Origin of the sequence: Bradyrhizobium erythrophlei, from assembly GCF_900129425.1 — a bacterium.
GTDB lineage: Bacteria > Pseudomonadota > Alphaproteobacteria > Rhizobiales > Xanthobacteraceae > Bradyrhizobium > Bradyrhizobium erythrophlei_C.
In genome coordinates, this window is sequence record NZ_LT670817.1 from 7,718,758 (window position 1) to 7,740,563 (window position 21,806).

The following is a 21,806-nucleotide window of genomic DNA, read 5'->3' on the forward strand; positions in this document are numbered from 1 at the left end:
GACTTTGTCCTATGCGCCATTTCATGCTGCCGGATCTAGGAGAAGGTCTTGAAGAGGCGGAGATCGTCACCTGGTATGTCAACGAAGGCGATCACGTCATCACCGATCAACCGCTCGTTTCCGTCGAGACCGACAAGGCGGTCGTTGAGATACCGTCGCCGTCGAGCGGACGCATCGCCCACGTGTTTGGCGCCAAGGGAGATATCGTGAAGGTCGGCATGCCGCTCGTCGAATTTGCCGAAGGCGCCGAACAGGACACCGGCACAATTGTCGGCGAACTCGGCGGCGGCGAACATCCACCCGCGGCAGGAATCTCCTCCGAGCGGCCGACCAGGCAGCAGCCTCAGGTGTTTCCGGCTGTGCGCGCACTCGCGCGCAAGCTCGATGTCGATCTTGAGAGCGTCGAGGCCACCGGACCCGGCGGCACCATCACACGGGCCGATGTCGAACGGGCTGCGAAGCGTATGTCCCAAACCGGTCCCGCGGAGCCCCTGCGAGGCATGCGGCGCGCGATGGCCCAACGCATGACAGCAGCCCATGCGCAAATCGTCCCCGCCACCGTGACCGACGAAGCCGATATCGACGATTGGCCGACTGGCGAGGACGTGACGATCCGCCTGATCCGGGCCATTGCTGCCGCCTGCAAGGCAGAACCCGCTCTCAATGCCTGGTATAATTCCAGCACGGGAGAACGGCGCCTCATCGCGCGCGTCGACCTCGGCATGCCGTCGATACCGAGGGCGGCCTCATCGTTCCTGTGTTGCGCAATGTCGCAGCGCGCAGCGTGTCGGACTTGTGGGCCGGCCTCGACCGCCTGCGGGCTGACTCGATCGCGCGCTCGATACCCCCTGAAGAGCTGCGCGGCGCGACCATTACGCTGTCGAATTTCGGGATGATCGGAGGCCGGTTTGCCAATCTGATCATCGTGCCACCGCAGGTGGCAATCATAGGAGCGGGGCGGATTTCCCAGCGGGCAGTCGCGCATCGGGGCCAGCCTGCGGTGAGACGTGTGCTGCCGTTGTCGCTCACCTTCGACCATCGCATCGTGACCGGCGGCGAAGCCGCTCGCTTCCTGGTCGCACTCAAGTCGGAGCTTGAGCTGATGTCGTGACCCAACTGTTTTGCGTGTGCTCCAAAGAAGGGTCTTCCGCGCCATTGCATTGCACAACGGCCTACGGGGACTTCCTGATCTCTATCCACGGGCATTGAGGTTCCGGAGTGGAACCCCATATTTTCGGCAAGGGAGTCCTTGCCGTGCAGACCGTAAAGGCGGCCCTCGTTGCGGCGATAGCAATCGTCGCTCTGGTTGTCTCCCTCCATCCCGGTTTAGCGGAGGAGAGCGGCAGTCTTGCACTGACTATTTCGATCGACGGAGCGATCGGACCTGCGTCGGCCAGTTACGTGAAGGACGCCCTGGCCAGGGCAGGCGAACGACGCGCCGAGATTGTCATTCTGCGTCTGAATACACCGGGCGGTCTCAACACCAGTATGCGCGAGATCATCACGGATGTGCTCGCTTCACCCGTTCCTGTCATCGGTTACGTCGCTCCCTCCGGAGCGCATGCGGCGAGCGCCGGCACCTACATTCTCTATGCGACCCATATCGCTGTGATGGCGCCAGGCACCAACATCGGCGCTGCAACGCCGGTGCAGATCGGTGGTTCGATACCGGGTCTGCCGAGCGGCACCCCTGACAAGGAAAGCAAAGACAAGAAGGATGGCGACCGCCAGCCCGAGCCGAAGGACGCCATGACGGCAAAGGCGACGAATGATGCCGTCGCCTTCATCCGCAGCCTCGCCGAACTGCGTGGCCGCAATGCCGACTGGGCCGAGAAGGCGGTCCGTGAGGCTGCGACCCTCACTGCCAACGGCGCGTTGCAGGCAAATGTCATCGACCTCATCGCGCGCGATCCGGCCGAATTGCTCAAGCAGGTCGATGGTCGCGTGGTGGAGGTTGCTGGTGGCAAGACGCAACGCCTGGCGACGAAGGATGCCTTCGTCGAAGCCATCGATCCCGGATGGATCTCCCGATTCCTGGCCGTCATCACCGATCCCAACGTCGCGTTCATTCTCCTGATGGTTGGCATCTACGGCCTGATCTTCGAATTCATGTCCCCCGGCGCGGTCGCCCCGGGTGTCGTCGGCACGATCTGCCTGCTGGTTGGCCTCTATGCCCTCAATCTGCTGCCGATCAACTATGCCGGCCTCGCCTTGATGCTGGTCGGGATCGCGCTCCTCGCCATCGAGGCCTTCAACCCGACCGTCGTGATCGGCCTCGGAGGGGTCATCGCCTTTGTGCTGGGAGCGGTCATGCTGTTCAGGGTCGAAGCGCCTGGCTACCGACTGTCGTGGTCGGTCATCGGCATCGTTGCGGCGTTGTTCACTGGCTTTGTTCTTGTCGTGCTCGGCGCGCTTCGACGCGCTCGCAGCGGTCCAGTACGAGTCGGCGCGCAAGCCATGCGAGGCCTGTCTGCAGAGATCCTCGATTGGTCCGAGAATGAAGGTCACGTCTTTGCGCATGGTGAACGCTGGCAAGCGCGCGGCACCGAAGCCTTTAAGCCCGGCGAGGTGGTTGAAGTCGCCAACATCGTCGATCTGACGCTGGTTGTGCGGCGCGCGCCGGTCCCAACCGGCGAGGGAGGTACATCATGATGCTTGATTATTTGACCTATGCAGCGCTTGCGCTGCTCGTCATCATATTTCTATCCCAGGCCATTCGCATCCTGCGGGAATACGAGCGCGGCGTCGTCTTCACGCTCGGCCGCTTCACCGGAGTGAAGGGCCCGGGCCTCATCATCCTCATTCCGGTCGTACAGCAACTCGTAAAGGTCGATCTCAGGGTGATGGTGCAGGTCGTGCCGCCCCAGGATGTGATTTCGCGCGACAACGTCTCGGTCAAGGTCAACGCCGTTCTCTACTTTCGCATCGTCGATCCCGAGCGCTCCATCATAAAGGTCGGCGATTACATGGCCGCGACCAGCCAGCTCGCGCAAACCACGCTTCGCTCGGTGCTCGGCAAGCACGAACTCGACGAGATGCTCGCCGAACGTGACAGGCTAAGCGCCGACATCCAGGAGATCCTCGATAAGCAGACCGATGTCTGGGGCATCAAGGTCACCGCGATCGAGATCAAGGATGTCGATCTCAACGAAACCATGGTGCGCGCGATCGCCAAGCAGGCCGAGGCGGAACGACTGCGACGCGCCAAAGTGATCAATGCGATGGGGGAGCAGCAGGCCGCTGAAAAGCTCGTCGAGGCCGGCCGGATCCTCGCCCAGGAGCCGCAGGCGATGCAGCTACGCTATTTCGAAGCGCTGCATGACATCGCTGGCGAACGGTCCTCGACCGTGGTCTTTCCGCTCCCGATGAATCTGTTCGACCATCTTGGTCTGCGGAGCGAGTCAACGTGACTTTGGTCGTTTTGCCGGAAGGGATACGAACCGTCTGATTCAATCAGAACCGCTCAAGCCCTGTTGGGCTAGGCCCTAACACCGGGCGAGCAGGGTCGCAAAAAATCGCAACAAAGCGGGCAAGATCGTAGAATTTGGTAGCGGGAGCGCTACATCGCGATACCCACTATCCCGGAAGCCCTGCTTTCGTATCGGCGGGCAGCTTAACTCGCTAGGCGACATCGGCATAGTTCACCAAAAGCCGCCATTTGTGCGCTATCATCGCACGTTTGAACTGTCCGCTATTAGGTTCAAATCCCGGACATGTAACACCCGATTCTTGCGATTGGTCGAACAGGCGATTCCCCAGCTCGCCGCATAGCAATGCTTACTATGTTCGAAACCCTCCACGTCCTACATCCCGCCGAACTCTGCGATATGGCGCGACATCCTGCGACGCAGCCGCCGACGGATTCGGAATGATGTCAGATTGGTCACCGATGCTACGGCGGCGTTCGGCTCGAAGGTGATGAAAGCGGCTGCGACGAATGCCCCGATGTTCGCACACGCCACCGAAGCATTGATGTCGCGGCTTCCCACTGTGAACGGCTAAGCGCCCTCTCCCGAGCCTGTTTCAAACCGATAGACTCTCCACTTATTCCTTATCGCTCACGGGATGCTGTTTGCGTACGAACGGCCGCTTTGCGCCAACAGCCGCCGTTCGCAAATCGAATGTTATTTTCTGCTGAAGCATTTTGGGCGAAGTACTCGCATGAGCTGAGGAGCCTTTTCTAAGCTGAGCGAGCCTCAGGCCTTCCGGCGATGTTTCCTGATGGTCTGGACACGAATACCGACGGGTATGGTCCCACTAATGCAGCGTCTCACCAGTCGCTCTGACGTGAGCACGCGCTGCTTGATCTGCGCGAACGCCGCGCATGACGAACCGTCGCCAACCCTCGCGGTCAAACGGATTTGACTTTCTTCGCGCCAGCCGCTTTCGCTTTTTTGCCTCGATGGATTTCATGCGCCCACAATATGAAAATTTTTCTTAGAGCGCTTTTTTTATTTTTCTAGATTTAGGCTCAAATTCAGGTGAGTGAGTGCAGCGAAGGGCACATCGCGTTTTTGCGAGAGGGCCTCGATGTGGGGAAGACCCCATAGCTCGTTCCAGGCGAGCCGAATGACCTGATCGAGAGCAGCAACGCTCCTTCGATCTTAACCACGCTCTCAAGTCAGTTTGGGGCTCGCCAGGGGAGAGGTGAGTCAAAATGGGATTTAGATTCGCGTAATGTGCCTTATGGAATCTTTTTAGCGACCCCCAAGAAGCGTGCCAACTGACGGCTTAACCATCGCGTCTGCATCTAGTGGCGTCCAATCTGGAGACGCCCTCGGGAAAAATATTGTCCGGGACCATCTCGTCCGATGACATCAGTCTTGTTGCCCCGCGCACGCAAGACGTGCAGACAAGTTTAGTTGTTAACTGGCCATGTGTGGCTCGCATGGTAAACAACAAAGCTAAAGAAATAACGTTAATGCTGTCAGTGGCGTAAGGTGCGCTTGAGGCCATGGTGGATTCAGACACCGCAACCCAAGCCGAAATCAATGCCACCGAGGTCGAGTACGAGGCAAAGGTCGATGTACTCGTCGAGCTTGATACGACGATGGGTGTCGCCTGCGACGATATCGTGACCGAATGCTATACGGCGGTTTTGGCCGATGCCAACCCGGAGGGCATGGCCAAGGCGTGACGCTCAAAGGGAGAGATCAAGCAGGCGATTCTTGCTTGCCGATTTCTCCTTCGCCGCTTTCGGTGTGACAAGAACTCGTTTCGGTGAGCGGCCTAAATTGTAGGACGGTAAGGCGGAAGCCATCCTTTTGCCCGCGCACGCGCGACCATTTGGTGGGCTTCGGCTACAGATATTATTTTGCCGTTGTTAAGCACAGTCGTCATGACGCGGCCCGCCCTCAAGTCACTGTCGAGCGAGCGATAAAAGCAACCTCGGTAGAATTCTCCCTCTGGATTCAAAGCCCCTAATTGCAAGGTACGTACCGGCATTAGACTTGCCGCTCGAATAATCGAGGGCGCGCATATCAGGGAAGCGGTAGCACCAAAGAAGACAATTCTGCGCGTCATTCTGGAGTCAGTGACGGTCATTGCGAGTCTCGGATTTGGCGGTTGTGCAATAGAACGACCCGACAAGCTAGAATGAAATCGGCAGCTTCGCGTCGCTCCCAAGAGATTCGATGATCAGCCCGGGGCGGTTGCTATCCCGTCCCGGACTTCGTTTCTCCAGCGTCACCCGTCTCAACGAATTTGCCGTGGTCGCGTCTGTTGCGCGTGGCTATGATCGCTCGGCCACATGGACCTTCCCCGAATAGGCAGCCGAACGATCTTTTGTAATCGACCGCCAAAGCCGATTCATCGCGCCAGTTCGGGGTAGCTCTTCTAGTTGAATTTGCTCGAATCACCGATGATTTCGATTTTATTTTCGCTCAGAGACCACATCGCCGAACGAACGCCTTGATCGTCGGCCCCGGCCGCCATCAAGGCCGCGAACTGATCAGGACAAAGCTCGTTGATTGGTACCTGTCCGAGCAGATCCTTCGGCAAGTTGTGTTGCAGGCCCATGCCTGCCATCTCTTGAAGCAGACAGGGAAGCACGAGAGTGACAGTCTTCCAATCGTCCGGAAAGAACGGTCGAGCGGAGCCGAAGGTATCAAACCAATGAATAACGTACTCGGGAAAGAGTTTCTCGACAGTTCTGCGACCTGCCGGAGAGGCCGCTACTTGGACTTCACCAAGGTGCTCACCATCAAGACCGATGAAGAGAACATCGACCATCTTAGTCAGATCGTCGAAAGCCATCATGAATTTGCCTGGCTTCACTCGGCGCTTATTGGCCATCCTCTCGGACAGCTTCGTGTGCAGTTGTGGCATGGAGATGCCCTTTCACTTATCCCCCGGTAAAGACCCGGTGAGGGGAAGATTTTTGACGACAGATAGTCGGTCGCCCACGTCTACACCTTGCCATCTTGCACACACCGCATTTGCGCCGATGTGATCCGTCTGTGGCCCCGTGAAAAGGGATGAGGGCCATAAGGTAGGTTGGTAGAAGTCACCGTCTTTGGTGCTTCAGCTTTTACGCATGGTCATATCTGCATATTGCGGCGCCGACTTCAAGAGCTTCGCGACGTAATCGAGTGGCGTGCTTAATGAGTGTCGTAGGCCCGCTTAGCAAGTGCTGTTCAAACGCATGCCGGCATTAGGTTAGCAGCTCGCATGACAACGGAATTTAGGTTTAGAAATAAATCCGCGACGGAGAATATGATGATCCACCCGCGCGCGTGAAGGCAACAATGCTCAATCGCGACGATTGACCCAACAAGCTCGACGTGTGCGCGCTCCAGTACGTTGCACCAGGCTTCCGCCTGGGGTCAGGACGTTAATTCGGTCGTTCATCGTTCCGATTCCTTTCCGCGTCGAGCTTCGCAATGACTGCTTTAGATTCCGCGTCGCTCCAGCCGCGCACCGCCGCGACGTGATAAGGCGAGCCGAGCGACGCGAGGTGACGATAGTTTTTCATCTGTGTCTCCGCGTAGGAGAGACCTTCGCTTGTCACTCCCATGGTGCGGACTCCTCCTGCTGGGTTTTAGTCTCGATGCCATCCAGGACGCGGACGAGCGCGTCTATATAGGTCTCATCTTCGCGCCGCTGTTGCCGTACATACGCGGGGAGGCTTAGTCCTCTGTTCGCCAGGAGCTTCTGGAGCGCCGGCGCCCAGTCCGTATTGGGGCTCGCCAGGTAAGCCTGCTTGTGTCGCTCGATGAGGGCGTGACAGCGCTTGGTTTCCGCCAGCTCCGCAGCGCTCTTTTCTCGGATCAGCCGATAGTGCTCGTTCCGGGCCTCGACCTTTGCAAGCAACTCCGGTGACGGGTTCATAAAGTCCGCGTCGGTCAGCCCGTGCTTTTCCCACTGCTCCAGTTGATTGAGAAATCGAAACTGCTCTCGCGTCGGTCCCTCGGCGTATGCGGTGTTCACCACTTCGGCGGTGATGTCGCCGCGTAGCATCTCGCGGTCGGCCGCGATCCGTTTGAGTTGATACTTGACCGCCCCGTTACCGAAAACCGAGTAGGCGACCTGGGGCGGCTTATCAGTGCGGATGAAACCGGGGTTCTCTTGATTGCAGCGTTGAAGGAATCCATGCTTGATCAAGTAGCCTATGGCGTCGCCTACTTCCTCGTATACGCCATGATCTAAATCGGGATCATAACCAGGAAAGTGAGCATCAGCCCATCGCAGTAGCCCGCTCCAGTCGAGCAGATCGCCGGGGAGCATCCACCGGACACTCGTCCGGAGGTCCCCTGTGATTTTGTTGCGCACGGCGTTGCCCAGGCCAATGTATGGCTTGTCGCCCCTCCAGCGAAGATCAGACGGGTCTCGATAGTCGCGGAGGTTGTCGGGAATCAGCGCCTCTGTCGGATTCGCACGAGCGCGCTGTCCGCTGCCGGGTGATTTCAATGCCATGGTTGCACCTCCACATGCTGCGAGGCCCATTCGATCCGGGTCTCTTCGTTGCCGGCGCGCTTGCTGCGCTCCGGCCAGACAATCCACGCATGGGTATAGGTCTGCGAGGAAATCGGGCGCTCGAAGCTGTCACCTTCGATGAAAAAGATTCTCCACGGCACCAGGATAATCAGTTCCGGTTTGAAGCCCCTCAGAATGCCGGCGGTATAAGCGCGGACGGCTTCGATGGTTTGGAACTCCGCTTTGGAGGTCGCAGGCTTCTTGGCCGGAAGATCGATCCGGCGGGCGATCATGTCTTCATAACTAAGCTTTGGCATGGGAATGCCCTTTCACTTATCCCCCGGTAAAGACCCGGTGAGGGAAAGATTTTTGACGACAGATAGTCGGTCGCCCACGTCTACACCTTGCCATCTTGCACACACCGCATTTGCGCCGATGTGATCCGTCCGTGGCCCCGTGAAAAGGAATGAGGGCCATAAGGTAGGTTGGTAGAAGTCACCGTCTTTGGTGCTTCAGCTTTTACGCATCGTGGTATTTGCACATCGAGGCGTCGACTTCAACAGTTTCGACGTGATCGAGTTGCATGTTTAATTAGTGTCGCAGCTGCGAGAGCAATCTGATTGATAAATCTGAATTCCGTTTATTCGGAATCCAGAAATGGACCAGCGGCTGCCAAGCCTATTGTAGGACTGGAAGGTGGAAGTCACCCTTCTGCCCGCGCCTGCGCGACTATATGAAGTGATCATAGTCGCCTTCGCCTAGGCCCGACGGAGAGTTTAAGAGCTAAGGCAAATTCGCGCGCGCATACACCTTGCCGTCTCGATCGCGGCGATGGGCTTCAAGAGCTTCGCGACGGAGTGTCGCAGGGACAGCAACGCGCGGACTCCTAAATCTCAATTCCGGTTTATTCTCCGGCGCTGTGAAGCTCCACTTTGCGAAGAAACGGATCCGCTAGCAAAATCGACATCGCTGCAGCATGGGCTACGGTGAGGACATCGAGTGCGTTTTTTAAGCTAGTGCATTTTTCGATTAGAAGGAGCGTGAGTGCTGAAATCGCGCATTGCGATCAATCGAGATCGCCATGCCTCAGCTTCCGCTTGAGGCAGAGTATGCAACAGGCGCTCCGGCAAAAGTATCTCGACGCCATCGCCCTCATCCTCTGCCGTTGATAGCTGTCTAGAGCCGCCTGCTTCACCTTTGCAAGCGTGATCGTGTCTGGCACGGTCATGTGATAGCTCGTCCCCGCACACACGAAGAATCCGAGTCGCACAAGCAGTGTCAATTCACTGCAAAAAAGTCCAATTTCGTCCGAGTACAAACCAAGTGCCGCGACGTGCCGCGAGCGCTCTAATTCTCCCAAGATTTCGAGCCCAAATGCTGCAAGGTGAGGGGTTGCCATTACATGAATCAAGCCAATTTGGTCCGAAAACTCAGGGTCGGTCAGCGCTTCAGACCAGAACTCTTGAGCCTCTGCCACCTTGATGAGCCAAGCCGCGACAAACCGGCAGTCAGGCTCATGGGTCCTTTCGAGCAAAATATGAGGATTGACGGGTTCTCTCATCGTTGAATCTTCCATTGCACATACTCCGAACCGCGAGCTAAGAGGTAGCAAGTGGGCGGCTCAACGCTCGCCTGAAAATCCGCTTCGTACGAGTCTAAGGGCTTGTATTGAAGCCCTCAGAATGGGGGCGGAATCCGCCAATTCGTCGAAGGTGGCGCGGGCTTCTTTGGAGCAGGACGGGTCGTCACGCCCTCGTGAGAACATCCGCGGTACAAGCGCGAATTGCCTCGATAGTTTGGAACACCGCTTTAGAGGTCGCAGCCTTCTTGGCTGTTGCAGTCTTACTCATGGTGGAATCCCTTCCTATTTGTATTTTGCCGCCGAGACTATTCTCGATGACCGCGTAAGGCTGGCCAGTAGTTGGCCACCAAGTTAGCTCCGGTCTGGGCTGGAGCTACTTTAGGTGGAGATCGATCCAAAGGATCGACCCCTCTCGATACGCTGGGACATCACATAAGAACGAGCGCCGTTGAGAACAAGGGTATATGAAGTGATCATAGTCCGCCTTCGCCTAGGCCCGACGGAGAGTTTAAGAGCTAAGGCAAATTCGCGCGCCCATACACCTTGCCGTCTCGATCGCGGCGACGGGCTTCAAGAGCTTCGCGACGGAGCGTCGCAGGGACAACAACGCGCGGACTCCCAAATCTCAATTCCGGTTTATTCTCCGGCGCTGTGTGTCCTAGAAGCGGATGGCCGGTACAGCCCGAGCGCATTGGGCATTAGGCGGTAGCTCGCATGACAAGGAAATTTAGGTTTTTATGAATCCGAGACTATGAATTAAGGAAAATCTCGCGTGCGCGTGTAAGGTTAACAAAAAAGGTTAACGCGCCCTCGAATGCTATTTATCTTAATCTGGATACCGAGAACGGACGATGAGGCGTCGATACTCCAAGCCCAGAGAGGACCGCAAACACCGCGGCCATCACCACCCTAGAGTCAGTCAGATCAGTCGGATCAGTGATTTCTCTATGTCCTCGCTCTCCCTGCTTTTGTTGATTTTCCAAGAAGGAGAATGAGGGAGCAAGGGCGGAGAAGATGAAAGGAGCGACAGAGAGATTTGACTGATCCGACTGATCCGACTGATCGTCATCAGGGTGCGCTTCTTGCTCGTCCTGCTGAGTTCGGTTCGAAAACACCTAGCAGGCATTTATCTGAATTAAGAAATAGTGAGGCCGCCGCAGCCGCGTCAATAATAGCTTGAGAAGCTCAGGTGTCCTTGGGCGCCTTCGTCTCGCGCCGGGCTCGGGGGCATAGTTCGGCCGCCCCTTCCGAGTTAAAACATTTTCTCACAAATCAATTGAACTTATTCGGTCTGACCTACTTATCATTTGTTCCTGCGACGCTCGACAGTTGTCAACCGCGCCCTCCAGAGAACGTCGGCCCCGCGTCAAGGGCCACCGCAAGAGATAGGCAACGTGAAGCCTATACCCGGTGGCTTTTCCCCGGCCCCCTCGGGCGCGACGGCGAATTGAAAACGATGGCATCCGCTCGTAACCAATGAGCGGGATTGGTGGCCTTCCTAACGGAAGGTCGAATCATGTCCATCAATACTCAAGTCGAAATCCCACAAGCTTTGTTCCTAAAGGCCCGCCAAGTACGTGCACGCTACGGCGACGTTTCGCACATGTGGCTTGTCAGGCGCCAAAAGGATTCTGGCTTCCCGTCACCGACCATCTTGGGCGGTATCAGGTTTTGGAAGCTCAGCGATCTGGAGCGCTGGGAGACGGACCAAAAGGCCGCACCAAAGGTTCGCGCGTATAACTTGTCGACGTCAGCCGCGGGCAACCTCGCTGAGGGCGCTGACGGTTCGATCAAAGCGCGGGAGTCTATATCATGACCCGCTATCGGAAACCGCGTGCGCACATCGGATCCAACGACCCGGCGCGGGTCAAACATTGGGCGAAAGAGTTTCCCGATTGCAATTGGGCAATCGAAGTTGATCGCTCTTGCATCACCGTTGTGGATCTTACCCAAGCGCGCAAGCCCCCTGCCGATCATGGCCTTCGCCCCGTCACTGTAACAGTGACCACCGGCGGAACGCACCAGTTCTACCAAAACCCTCATCGCGATCCGATCAACGACGAGCCCGAAATCATGAAGGCGAAGGTCGGCCCCGCGGGCGGGGATGGAGATGCTGATGCCGCGTGGTTCTGGTTGAACATGAACCACACACTTCGCCTTAGGAGGGCGACGGCGAACGAGCGGAATATTGAGAAAGATATCACCGTTACAATCGTGAGAATGCTCGGGTCTGGAGTGCGGACTCGAGAATTTTGGATGGTACCCGAGAGTCTGGTCGGATACGTCCTCAAGTATGGCGAAAAGTGCCTAGTAGATGACGGATCGGGGATTGTGATGCCTGGTTCGTGTGTGGACGGAGAAATCCTCGCTTGGTCGGAGGATGGGGGCGCTTGAGACAGGAACAAGCTCGGCTCATTGCCGGGCTTCGTACCAAAAGCGTTGAAGTCCGAAGCCAAAAGGATCACGTAACATGTCAGAAGTTAGCAACCTCCCTACCGGCGCCGACGCCAGATTACAGCGCCTCTTTGATAGCGCGTTCCGCGGGCATCGCATTCATGCGCTACCGCCAAAGGGTGGAACGCGCACATGGGATCCTCCGCCCGACGCCACGCAATGGATAGCGGCCGCCCGCAGGTGGATTGACGGGCAGAAGGGCTGTAAGTTCTATTTTTCGCCGGCGTCGATTAAACTAGGCAGCGATACCACGACCAAGGCCGACATGCTGTCAAGCGAGTGGGTATGGGCCGATCTTGATCCTCGCGACGGTAAGCCCCTAGAGTCGGAACGCGCCGAGATGCTTTTCATACTTACGATCGGTCTTCCCATCGACGTCCCCGAACCCACGTTTATCGTGGATAGCGGTCGTGGCTGTTGGGCATTCTGGCGACTTGAGGCCCCCCACGTCTTCGACGGTCGGGACGGTGATGCTACGCGCTCCTTCGAAGCAGTATTGCGCGGCCTCGCAAACACATTTGGGGAATTCGGTGACCGCAGTGTGAAGAATATCAATCGGATCGCTCGGCTGCCGTCTTCAATCAACCCTAAGACTAACGTTGTAGCCACAGTCATTGCATACAACAATGTACGATACACACTACGCGACTTCCCGGTGATAGCTATTGAACGACGGCCTCTTGCCGATGTTGCGGACGAAGCCGTGCCGCTCGATTTGTTCAAACGCATGCTGGCAGCCACGCCTTATACCGGCGGACCTGAAGGACTCGACGATCGAAACGGCGACGAGGGTTGGCTCCAATTTGCAATGGCCGCTCACGAAGCGGCGCGGGGTGATTGCGCCGATTATCTCTACGCTTTCATTGAGTGGTGCCAAAACGATCCGAACGGAAAAGACAGTTGGTCAACCGAGAGCATCCAAGCCCGCTGGGAAAGTTTCGACTGCGACGAGGGTAGTGGCATCACGCGCGCTTCATGGGACAGGCTGTTGCTGTACTTCGGGCAAGATGATCTTGTTTCCGATGCATCTCAAGACACAACGGCAGTCGATGACTTTGCGGGTTCTGACGAAGCGGACTTTATGCTGCCGCCACCAAAGTCAGAGGAGGAAGCCAAGGCCAGGGCCAAAGCCCAAAAAGATGCCACCGAACGCGAGCGCATCAGGGCGGCCAGGAAACGCACCGCCATCGTCCGCGAGGTCCGCGCGATGCTAGACAAGACGGTTGCAAACGGTTGCACTGAGGAGGAGGCTGCATCGGCGATGGCCAAAGCAACTGACCTCATCGAGGAGTATAAGCTCACCGCAGAGGATCTGACTGCCGATCTTCCGCCGCAAGAGGATGACGAGGGGAAGGGCGGCGATGTTGGCGGCGACTTCACCGACATACCGACAGGCTCATCGCCAAAGGACTTCTACTGCCATCTACCAACCAATACTTTCATTTACCGCCCAACCCATGACATGTGGCCGCCGAGCACCATCAATGGTCGCTTTGGACGAGGGGCAGCCAACAAGCTCCAGCGTAATCGCGGAGTTGAGCAAGCTACATGGGCGCCGGGTTCCCCGCCTTTGATACGAGATAAGCTCATTGCGAACGGCGCATGGGTTTCAGAGCGGGGCACCTCGTGCTTCAATCTCTATCGGCCACCGTTGCCGAACAAGAATGGCGACAAAGACAAGGTTGGCCCGTGGCTTGACCACCTCAAGAAAGTCTTCCCTGACGACTGGGAACACATTCGAAACTGGTTCGCCTACCGCGTCCAGCGTCCCGAGGTCAAGATCAACCACTGCATCGTCATGGGTGGCGGCCCCGGGACCGGCAAAGATACCTTGATCGCTGGCGTTCGCGAAGCGATTGGCGCGTGGAATTTTCAGGAGTGCAATCCGCCGCAGCTGTTCGAAGCATTCGACGCGAGCTTCTTGCAGTCTGTAATCCTGCGCATCAATGAAGCGCGCGATATGGGGGAATCTAAAATTGATCGCTATCAGTTCTACGAGCGCACAAAAACCTTGATGGCATCCCCACCCGAAACGCTAACCGTGCAAGAAAAATATCTGAAGCGCTACTCTATCATGAACCTTGTCTGTATCATCATCACGACGAACAACAAGACGAATGGTCTTTACCTGAAAGGCGACGACCGCCGACACTTTGTGGCATGGTCGCCGCTGACGGAAGCCGACTTCGAAGCCGGCTACTTCACCAAGCTCTGGGACTGGTACAACAAAGAGGACGGTTTCGCTCACGTCGCTGCTTATCTTAGGGGAGTCGATGTAACCGCGTTTGATCCCAAGGCATCGCCGCCGAAAACGAGCGCGTTCTGGGAAATCGTCGGCGCGAACCAAGCTCCGGAGGACGGTGAGCTATCGTCACTGCTGACGATGATCGGAAGACCGTTTGAGCAACTGGACGCGGTGACCGTCGAACAAGTCGCCGCCATGGCAGCACAGAACCTGACGGAGTTCGGTGAATTCTATTCGATGATTACCGACAAGAAGAGCCGGCGAACCATGCCGGGCCGATTTGAGCGCGCAGGTTACGTCAGCGTTCGTAACCCGGGTGATCGCAAAGACGGATTGTGGGCGGTCAACCGGAAGCGGCAGGTCATCTATGCCCGCAAAGAACTTTCGATCAACGCTCAATACACAGCTGCTGAGGCTCTAATCAGGGAAGCCGGAAGGGCCGCGAAAGTGATGGCGATAAGGCGCGCCGTCCGGTCAGCCGATGAGATCGACGATTTAGCCGACCTAATGTGATCTCGTTGCTAATGAATTGGTGAGCTCCGCGAGGCCCCTTCCCGCTCCAATAGCCGACTTTGGTTTTAGACCGTCATCGGCAGCGCACGTTCCAGGAAGCCTTTGCTCAATCACGGCCAAGGCGAAAAAACTCGGAAGCGTGCGCCGCGTTAAACTTAATTCCTAACCGCTGTTGCGCGTCTTTACTCAACAGGCTTGCGCTCGGCGTTACGTCGTACCAACATTCACCTTGCGTAAATTGAAGGATGACAACCGCACACAACGACGTGCGGGGCTTCATCGGCAAATGTCCCTTTGGCCCTTTCGCTCTCACGGGGCCTCTGACGCTCCGCTGCTCATAGCAGCGAGAGCCTTGTGGAAATGGTGCAGCGACACGCGGCCACCGGAATAATCCGAGCGGCAAAACCTAACAGTGAAAGGGCATCCCCATGCCACAGATCAATGACGACGGCCCCGTGCCTTACGTGCGGAGCATCGAAGGCAAGACAGAAACCATGATCCCTATCGGGCCTCATGAGGCTGTCAACGAAACCAGCGCGAAGACGCTGGGCCTTCTCGCCAAGCAAAAACTTGAGCGGCGCAGCCGCTAACAGCGACCCGGAGCCGTCAATCATGATGGCCTCGGGACCACCATCATCACATCAACAGATAGGAGACAACGATGAGTAAAACGAAGCTCACTCCTGAGCAGAGCATCGAGAGAGCGCAGGCCGCGCTTGATCGTGCGAAAGAGAAGGCCGCCCGCGCCAAGAGTAAAGAGCGCGAGCGCGAGCAAGCCAAATACTGGGCCGAACGCCGCGAGCTTCGCAACGCGGTCGAAGACTTTCAGCCGATCATGGAACGGGTCGATGATGAGTTGGCCAAGCGGTTCTTCCCGGGCTCGACGGCATGGGAAGACGAAGAGGGCCACGACCACAACAGCGGCCCTCAAGTCGCTTTCGACTTGGCAGATCGTTACGCCAAGCGTGACGATGACGGCTCGCGCTATATCGGGTCGAGCAACGCGCTCGAAGAAGAGGCCGAGACCGCTGCACTGATCGCGGCGGCCAAGGCATCGCTGGAAACCTTCGAGCGCGTCTATCGCTCGAAGCTCGAAGCGGGCCTCCAGGAATGGCTTGGTAGGCCGCAAGCCGAGGTGGCTGCCGAGATTGAAGCGCAGCAAGCCGAGAACGTGGAGCGCGAGAGCACCAAGAGGTGCACCACTCTCGCTCACGAGGCCGCGCTCAGCAACGCTCGCAAGCTCCGCGCCGTTTCGTAACGGACAACTCGCCTCGGGGCATACGAGCCCCGGGGTCTCCGGTCCGCGCTCTAGGGCGCGGTTCGGGGTCCATACCGAGGTTCCCATCATTACATCACACTATAACCGTCTCTGCGCTGGCAACCGCGATAGGCTGTAGGCCGGGATTGGTTCGCCCCGATATGTTGGGCGATTGCGCGAAGCAGCGCGGCGCGCTCTGATGCAGGATGCCCGTGATGGACGAAGCGCCGTGTGCGAGCGCGGATTGTCCGGGAAAGATGGCCTTGTGGCCCGATGAGGTGAAACCCGGGACCTACTGGACGTGCAAGGAATGTGGCGCTGTTTCAGAGATTTCATTGCGCGTCGGTGTGAAGGGCACGGGATAGTCAGCGTCCTTGCCTCTTCCTTAGAACAAGCGGCGACGTTAGCGCCATTTGGGGGTCAGGCTCCGTATTTTGGGAAGCGGTCGGCGTAGACCAGATTCCATTTCCCGATAGCCGCACCCGGTCTGTTCGCATGTTTTTCACTCATGGCTTGCTGGGACCACGTGGCAGCATTGCCCAACTTGCTCAGCGCATCTGTCCTTGATGAGGTGCTGGAGCACGCGCTGAGAACAAAGGCGTCGTCTGGAAATCGAGGATCATTAACCAAAAACGTGATGCCCCCTAGCTCTTGTCGGACGCTTCGATTGATGACTGAATTTAGAAAAATTCGAAAAAGTGTTGGGATTGAATTTTTCAACCGACAAGGGCAAACACGTTTCTACGGGAGAGCATGGTTAACTACAACTTCATGTTGAGCTAGGCACTGGCGCCGCGACATGCGATGATCGGCCCCGAGTTGGAAGTTTAGTTGCGGCCGGACATGTTAGTCCAGCCGGGCGCGAGCATCGCGCTACCGGGGCAGGCTCTATCTCTAGAGCCGATTGGACGCCCAAAGAACTGGACCAGCGCGACGGGGCCGCATGATGCGACCTCGTTAGCCTCCGACCCATAGGAGGTTTGCTATGATCGATATCTCAAAGAAACGTAAGAAGGCGGAGACGGAAGCGCAGCGCAAGCGGCGCGGCGTTGCCAATCCGCAGCGGACGCAAGAGATGCGGGATCGCGCCGCGTCCCTTCGCTACATGCGGAAGCAGAAGCACCCGAAGGAAGTGGAAGCCATATTGCTCGAAGCAGGCTGGAAAGCAGCATTAGAGCAAGTGTGCGCTTCGCAAGCCATAGCCGCCGCGACCAAAAAGCGTGAGGACGCGATTGCGGCCGTGCTCGACAACTGTGTCCATAATTTTAGCGCCGCTAAAATTAGGGTCCGGTCCGGTAGTCCTTCTTTCTATGAAGCGCCTGAAAGTTTGGCAGCGTTCAGCGTCGCGATTAACAATCTTAGGCAGGCCCAATCGGACTTGTCTGAGAAGATCGCGAATGAGAAGGCCGCCAATCCTGTTAGCGAGGAAGCCCACGGGCCGCAGGCCCATGGGGAAGGTGCCGCGATGCTGTACGTGCAACAGCAGGTGCTCGGAAATCCGATGCTGTCGCCCGCTCAACATGCCCAATGGCTCCGAGAGGACATCGCGGGCGCCGAGCCGGGTAGTGAACTGGCTGCGATCGGCGAGACCTTGGCGCGCTTTGGCATTGAGGCGGCGATTGAAGAGGTCTTGCTTCAAGAGGCGCAGAGCATCCAGTTCATGAACGAGGACGTTCTGCCCTGTGAGCCTATCGACGCCCGCACCATGCGGGAGATCACTGGGCGCGCTCTGCCCTTGCGCGCCGTCAAGTAACAGACAACTTCCTCGGGAACCATGGCTCTCCCGGGCCGCTACGCGCTCCGGGAGGGGTCCCCATCATCCGCATGATCGTTGATGGTTTCTTTACCCGGTGCCGCGACACTCCGCCCCGGGCCGCGTATCATGCCTAAGCCGTCGCCGATCTCTCGACCCCGGCGGCGGCTTTCGTGTTTCTAAAACGCTTGACGGCGGTTGCCCGACTAACCGCGACGGGGTGTAGGGACCATGATCGCCCGACCCCGACATATAGGGTGATTGCGCAAAACGGGCGCGGCGCGCTCTGATGAGTGATGGCTCGGAAGCACCATCACATGCCGCTGTCCGGCGGCGACCGCAAAGCCCTCACGAAAGAGCTTTCGAAGTCGCGGGCGATGATGCACATTTTCGCCGAGCGCTCGGCGGAAAAGCGACGCGAGGGCGAGGCGCTGATCCGGGAAGCCGATAACCTCGCCTGTCAGTCTTGGAATGAAAAGATGTGGAGCGACGGCGGCCCCATCGATCCGAGCCCGACGATAGATCAAGCCATCAACGGCGGCTTCCCGTGGCTCGAAATAAAATGCTCGCGTTGCCAGACGCCGCGATGTCGATCTATGCGCGCTGCCCCACGTCTCGACAACACGCGTTCATGATCTCGCCGGGCGGCTCGTTTGACAGAAGTGCAAGAAGGCCGGAAAGCGCCCGGCAGCGACGATGCTCCAGCTTGCCCCGCGCTCGCGCCAGCCGCCGCCGGAAAACTAAACGCAAAACTGAAATCCGACTTCCGTTGTTACCCCAACAACGGACATGCGGCGACTGCATCGGCAGGTCCGTTTTGTGCCACAAGCGGACAATTGGCGGCTAGCGGGGACGCTGTGGTGAGCGTAATCTACACCAAGAGCGAGTGTCTGATTTTGCATAGTCGCTCAAACGGATCACTCTCGCTACCTACAAATCGAACAAATGGGAGATTTGCGATGACCGTACCCCTTCGTGCGACGCCACGTTTCCTGAAGCCAGCGTCTGTCGGTCTGGCCGGCGCACTACTGTTGCTATCCAACGGGTTCGCGAAAGCCGAATGGCCCAACCCGCTTGAGGCGAAGGCCATCGCCGAGGAAGGGTTTATCTACGGGCTTCCCATCGTGATGAACTACGCGGTGATGTACGAATATTCCGTCGACAGGAACTCGGGGCAATACAAGGCGCCGTTCAACCAGATCAAGAACGAGGCGCGGGTCTTCACCTACAAGGACACAGCCATCATAACCCCCAACAGCGACACGCCGTATTCCCTGCTATTTCTCGATCTGCGTGCCGAACCTATAGTTCTTTCGGTGCCGGCTGTGGAGAAGACGCGCTATTACGCGGTGATGCTGTGCGACGGCAACACCTTCAACTACGGATATATCGGTAGCCGCGCGACCGGCGGCGAGGCCGGTGACTACATGGTTGTCGGCCCCGATTGGAAGGGGGCAACCCCGTCCGGTATCAAGAAGGTATTTCAGTCCTCGACGCAGTTTTCTGCCGCTGCCTACCGCACCCAGCTTTTCAATCCGCAAGACATGCCGAATGTCGAGAAGGTCCAGGCTGGCTACAAAGTGCAGCCCCTGTCGGCCTATCTCAAGCAGCCCGCGCCGCCCGCCGCAGCCGCCATCGACTTTCCCAAGGCCAATGCGGAGTTGGTGAAGAAGAACTTCTTCGAATATCTCGACTTCGCTCTCCAGTTCGCGCCGGCGGGGCCGGAAGAGCGCGGCATTCGCGAGAAACTCGCCCGTATCGGCGTCGGCCCTGGCAAGACTTTCGACTTCAAGGATCTTCCGTTGACGCACAAAGTTGAGATCGGACTGGGTATGAAAGACGGCGAAGAGAAGGTTGAAAAGTATCTCGCCAGCGGACAGAAAGACGTAAATGGATGGAAAATCGGATCGCTGTTCGGGGACCGGCTGTTCTATAGCGGCGACTGGCTGAAGCGGGCCGCCGCCGCCAAGGGCGGCATTTATGGCAACGACGCGGTCGAGGCCGTCTATCCCATGGCGAAGACGCTTGCCGATGGTGAGGTCCTCGATGGTTCCAAGCACAAATACACAATCACTTTCCCCGCCGGACAATTCCCACCGGTGGACGCCTTTTGGTCGGTGACCATGTATGACGGCAAAAGCCAATTGCTGATCAAAAACCCGATCGACCGGTATCTGATCAACTCGCCGATGCTGCCAGGCATGAAGAAGAATTCCGACGGCTCTCTGACGCTTTATATCCAGAAGGATTCGCCGGGCGCCGACAAGGAATCGAACTGGCTCCCCGCGCCGAACGATCTGATCTATCTCGTCATGCGTCTTTACTGGCCGAAGGTTCAACCACCTTCGATCTTGCCCCCCGGTGAAGGAACTTGGCAGCCGCCAAAGATCGAGCGCGTGACGTGAGTAAAAATCCGATCAAGCAGAAAAGGCGACGAGCATGAATACCATGCGCAAAACAAGCCTCCTTGCCGCAGGGTTCGTCGGTGCGCTGGCGGTTCAGGGGACAGCCCTTGCTCAATTTGCCCGTTTCGACGAACTCGCCAACCTGCCGTTCGCGGAAGGCCGACCGACGAAGGAGACCGCGCAGACACTGCGCGACGAACTGCTTTTCGAGCGGGCGACGCAGACCTATCTCTGGGCGATGCCGCTGATCAATACGCTCGGCATGCAGGTCGGGTCGGAAAAGACGTTTGGCGCCGGCTACAACGTCCTACCGATCTGGAAGCAGCGTCTCGATGCTAGGACTCTGGTGACCACACCAAACTCCGATGTCCTCTATGCGATGAGCTACCTAGACCTAGGCAAGGATGGTCCGCTGGTGATGGAAGCACCGCGTGGGCTGCAAGGCATCCTGCTCGACTTCTGGCAACGCCCCATCCCTGGACCCTCTGTTGGCGGAAAACAGTTCTCCGGCGACGTCGGCCTGGCTGGACCGGACGGCGGCAAGGGCGGCAAGTTTCTGTTGTTGCCACCCGGCTATAAGGGATCGGTGCCGCAAGGTTATTTCATCTACCGTTCAGCCACAAACAACGTCTTCGTCTTCCTGCGCGGTTTCTATGAGGACCCGAAGAATCTGACCCCGGCCGTCACACACCTTGAACAGACGAAAATCTATCCGCTGAACGGCCAGGCTGGCGCGAAGCCGATGAAATTCCCCGACGCCTCCGGCGTCCCGGCCGACATGCTACCGGTCAGCGACGGCAGTGCCTTCGATCAACTCAAGCTGCTCGTAGACAGGGAGGGCGACAACCTCGCCGGTCCCGACTGGCTCGGCATGCTGGCGGCGATCGGCATCGTCAAGGGCCAGCCGTTCACACCAGATGCGCACACACGGGAGATTCTCGATCGGGCCGCGAAGACCGGCTACAAGACGGCGCGCGTCATCGGTTTCGAACAAGTTGTCGGTGGCATGTCCTACGTGATCTACCCAGATCGGCACTGGATCAGGCCCTTCACCGACGGCACGCCATCAAAGCCATCAGGTGTACTGAATCTGTCCTGGTTAAACACCGCTGGAGGCTATCTGGCACTTGACGCCCGGATCAACTTCTTCAGCTACGTTTACTCGATCAGCCCCGGCATGATCACATACACGCCTGGCAAAGGCGCAAATTACATGGTCGGCTTTGCGGATGGCGAGGGCGCGCCCTTGTTGGGTGGCACCAACTATCGCCTGAGGCTGCCGCCGAATGTCCCGGCCGAAATCTTCTGGTCGGTGACGCTCTACGATGCGTATACCGGCTCGGGACTGGCCAACGGCCAGCCCTTCCCTTCGCTCGGCTCGCGCGACAAACCAGCGCGGAATGCCGACGGCAGCACAGACCTTTACCTCGGCCCCAGAGCCCCCGAGGGCAAGACCGGAAACTGGCTCGCGACTGTGCCGGACAAAGGGTATTTCGCGGTCATCAGACTCTACGGCCCGACCGAAGCGGCTATCGACAAAAGCTGGAAGCCCGGCGACATCGAAGCGGTGAAGTGACGTTAGGCTGCCGATGCCGGCGGTGAACATGATGCGGATGAGACCCCTCGTCTACGGCGTAGGCGAAATGTCCGAGTTGGGTCGTCCAGAAGCTATGGGGACGGCG

General features: G+C 57.8%; 15 protein-coding genes and 2 pseudogenes. 13 read left to right on the forward strand and 4 right to left on the reverse strand.

The genetic code is table 11. The features are described from left to right. Positions 1-23 precede the first annotated feature (23 nt). The 4 genes and pseudogenes from B5527_RS36695 to B5527_RS36715 all read left to right on the forward strand — a co-directional run bounded on the left by B5527_RS36695 (position 24) and on the right by B5527_RS36715 (position 5,137). Positions 24-1,111: pseudogene (locus B5527_RS36695) on the forward strand (dihydrolipoamide acetyltransferase family protein). Between the two features lie 143 nt (positions 1,112-1,254). After that, positions 1,255-2,652, forward strand: coding sequence for an NfeD family protein (locus B5527_RS36700; RefSeq protein WP_079607794.1), 1,398 nt, complete (start codon positions 1,255-1,257; stop codon positions 2,650-2,652). Continuing rightward, entirely contained in the window at positions 2,649-3,410 is a 762-nt protein-coding gene (locus B5527_RS36705; protein ID WP_079605839.1) for a slipin family protein, read from the forward strand. The genes B5527_RS36700 and B5527_RS36705 overlap by 4 nt, the downstream gene beginning before the upstream one ends. A 1,544-nt stretch (positions 3,411-4,954) precedes the next feature. Next, entirely contained in the window at positions 4,955-5,137 is a 183-nt protein-coding gene (locus tag B5527_RS36715) for a hypothetical protein (RefSeq protein WP_079605841.1), read from the forward strand. Positions 5,138-5,835: 698 nt separating this feature from the next. Here B5527_RS36715 and B5527_RS36720 read toward each other — a convergent pair. From B5527_RS36720 to B5527_RS36740, 4 genes are all read right to left on the reverse strand, one after another. After that, positions 5,836-6,327: a hypothetical protein gene (locus B5527_RS36720; RefSeq protein WP_079605842.1), complete on the reverse strand. Its 492-nt coding sequence runs from the start codon at positions 6,325-6,327 to the stop codon at positions 5,836-5,838. Positions 6,328-7,005: 678 nt separating this feature from the next. Continuing rightward, positions 7,006-7,914, reverse strand: a complete 909-nt coding sequence (locus tag B5527_RS36730) for a hypothetical protein (protein ID WP_079605844.1) — start codon at positions 7,912-7,914, stop codon at positions 7,006-7,008. Further along, a complete protein-coding gene (locus tag B5527_RS36735) occupies positions 7,905-8,231 on the reverse strand; it encodes a hypothetical protein (protein ID WP_154072712.1) in 327 nt (108 codons plus the stop codon). Before B5527_RS36735 ends, B5527_RS36730 begins: the two co-directional genes overlap by 10 nt. A gap of 749 nt (positions 8,232-8,980) precedes the next feature. Further along, on the reverse strand, positions 8,981-9,490 hold the full coding sequence (locus B5527_RS36740; RefSeq protein WP_154072713.1) for a hypothetical protein: 510 nt from the start codon (positions 9,488-9,490) through the stop codon (positions 8,981-8,983). Between the two features lie 1,522 nt (positions 9,491-11,012). Here B5527_RS36740 and B5527_RS45860 point away from each other — a divergent pair. The 9 genes and pseudogenes from B5527_RS45860 to B5527_RS36780 all read left to right on the forward strand — a co-directional run bounded on the left by B5527_RS45860 (position 11,013) and on the right by B5527_RS36780 (position 21,700). After that, positions 11,013-11,312 carry a hypothetical protein gene (locus B5527_RS45860; RefSeq protein WP_197689243.1) on the forward strand — a complete coding sequence of 100 codons (300 nt, stop codon included), beginning with the start codon at positions 11,013-11,015 and terminating at the stop codon, positions 11,310-11,312. Beyond that, on the forward strand, positions 11,309-11,890 hold the full coding sequence (locus B5527_RS36750; RefSeq protein ID WP_079605847.1) for a bifunctional DNA primase/polymerase: 582 nt from the start codon (positions 11,309-11,311) through the stop codon (positions 11,888-11,890). Before B5527_RS45860 ends, B5527_RS36750 begins: the two co-directional genes overlap by 4 nt. Positions 11,891-11,966: 76 nt before the next feature. Next, entirely contained in the window at positions 11,967-14,708 is a 2,742-nt protein-coding gene (locus B5527_RS36755) for a DUF5906 domain-containing protein (RefSeq protein WP_079605848.1), read from the forward strand. Positions 14,709-15,136: 428 nt separating this feature from the next. Further along, complete coding sequence (locus tag B5527_RS44860) at positions 15,137-15,298, forward strand: hypothetical protein (RefSeq protein ID WP_154072714.1); 162 nt, start codon at positions 15,137-15,139, stop codon at positions 15,296-15,298. Positions 15,299-15,369: 71 nt separating this feature from the next. Beyond that, entirely contained in the window at positions 15,370-15,966 is a 597-nt protein-coding gene (locus B5527_RS36760; protein WP_079605849.1) for a hypothetical protein, read from the forward strand. A gap of 985 nt (positions 15,967-16,951) precedes the next feature. Further along, on the forward strand, positions 16,952-17,719 hold the full coding sequence (locus B5527_RS36765) for a hypothetical protein (protein WP_079605850.1): 768 nt from the start codon (positions 16,952-16,954) through the stop codon (positions 17,717-17,719). A 296-nt stretch (positions 17,720-18,015) separates the two neighbouring features. Then, positions 18,016-18,463, forward strand: a pseudogene (locus B5527_RS36770) (hypothetical protein). Positions 18,464-18,678: 215 nt separating this feature from the next. After that, positions 18,679-20,124, forward strand: coding sequence for a DUF1254 domain-containing protein (locus B5527_RS36775; protein ID WP_079605851.1), 1,446 nt, complete (start codon positions 18,679-18,681; stop codon positions 20,122-20,124). A gap of 43 nt (positions 20,125-20,167) precedes the next feature. Continuing rightward, positions 20,168-21,700 carry a DUF1254 domain-containing protein gene (locus tag B5527_RS36780; protein ID WP_079607795.1) on the forward strand — a complete coding sequence of 511 codons (1,533 nt, stop codon included), beginning with the start codon at positions 20,168-20,170 and terminating at the stop codon, positions 21,698-21,700. The last annotated feature ends 106 nt before the right edge of the window (positions 21,701-21,806 follow it).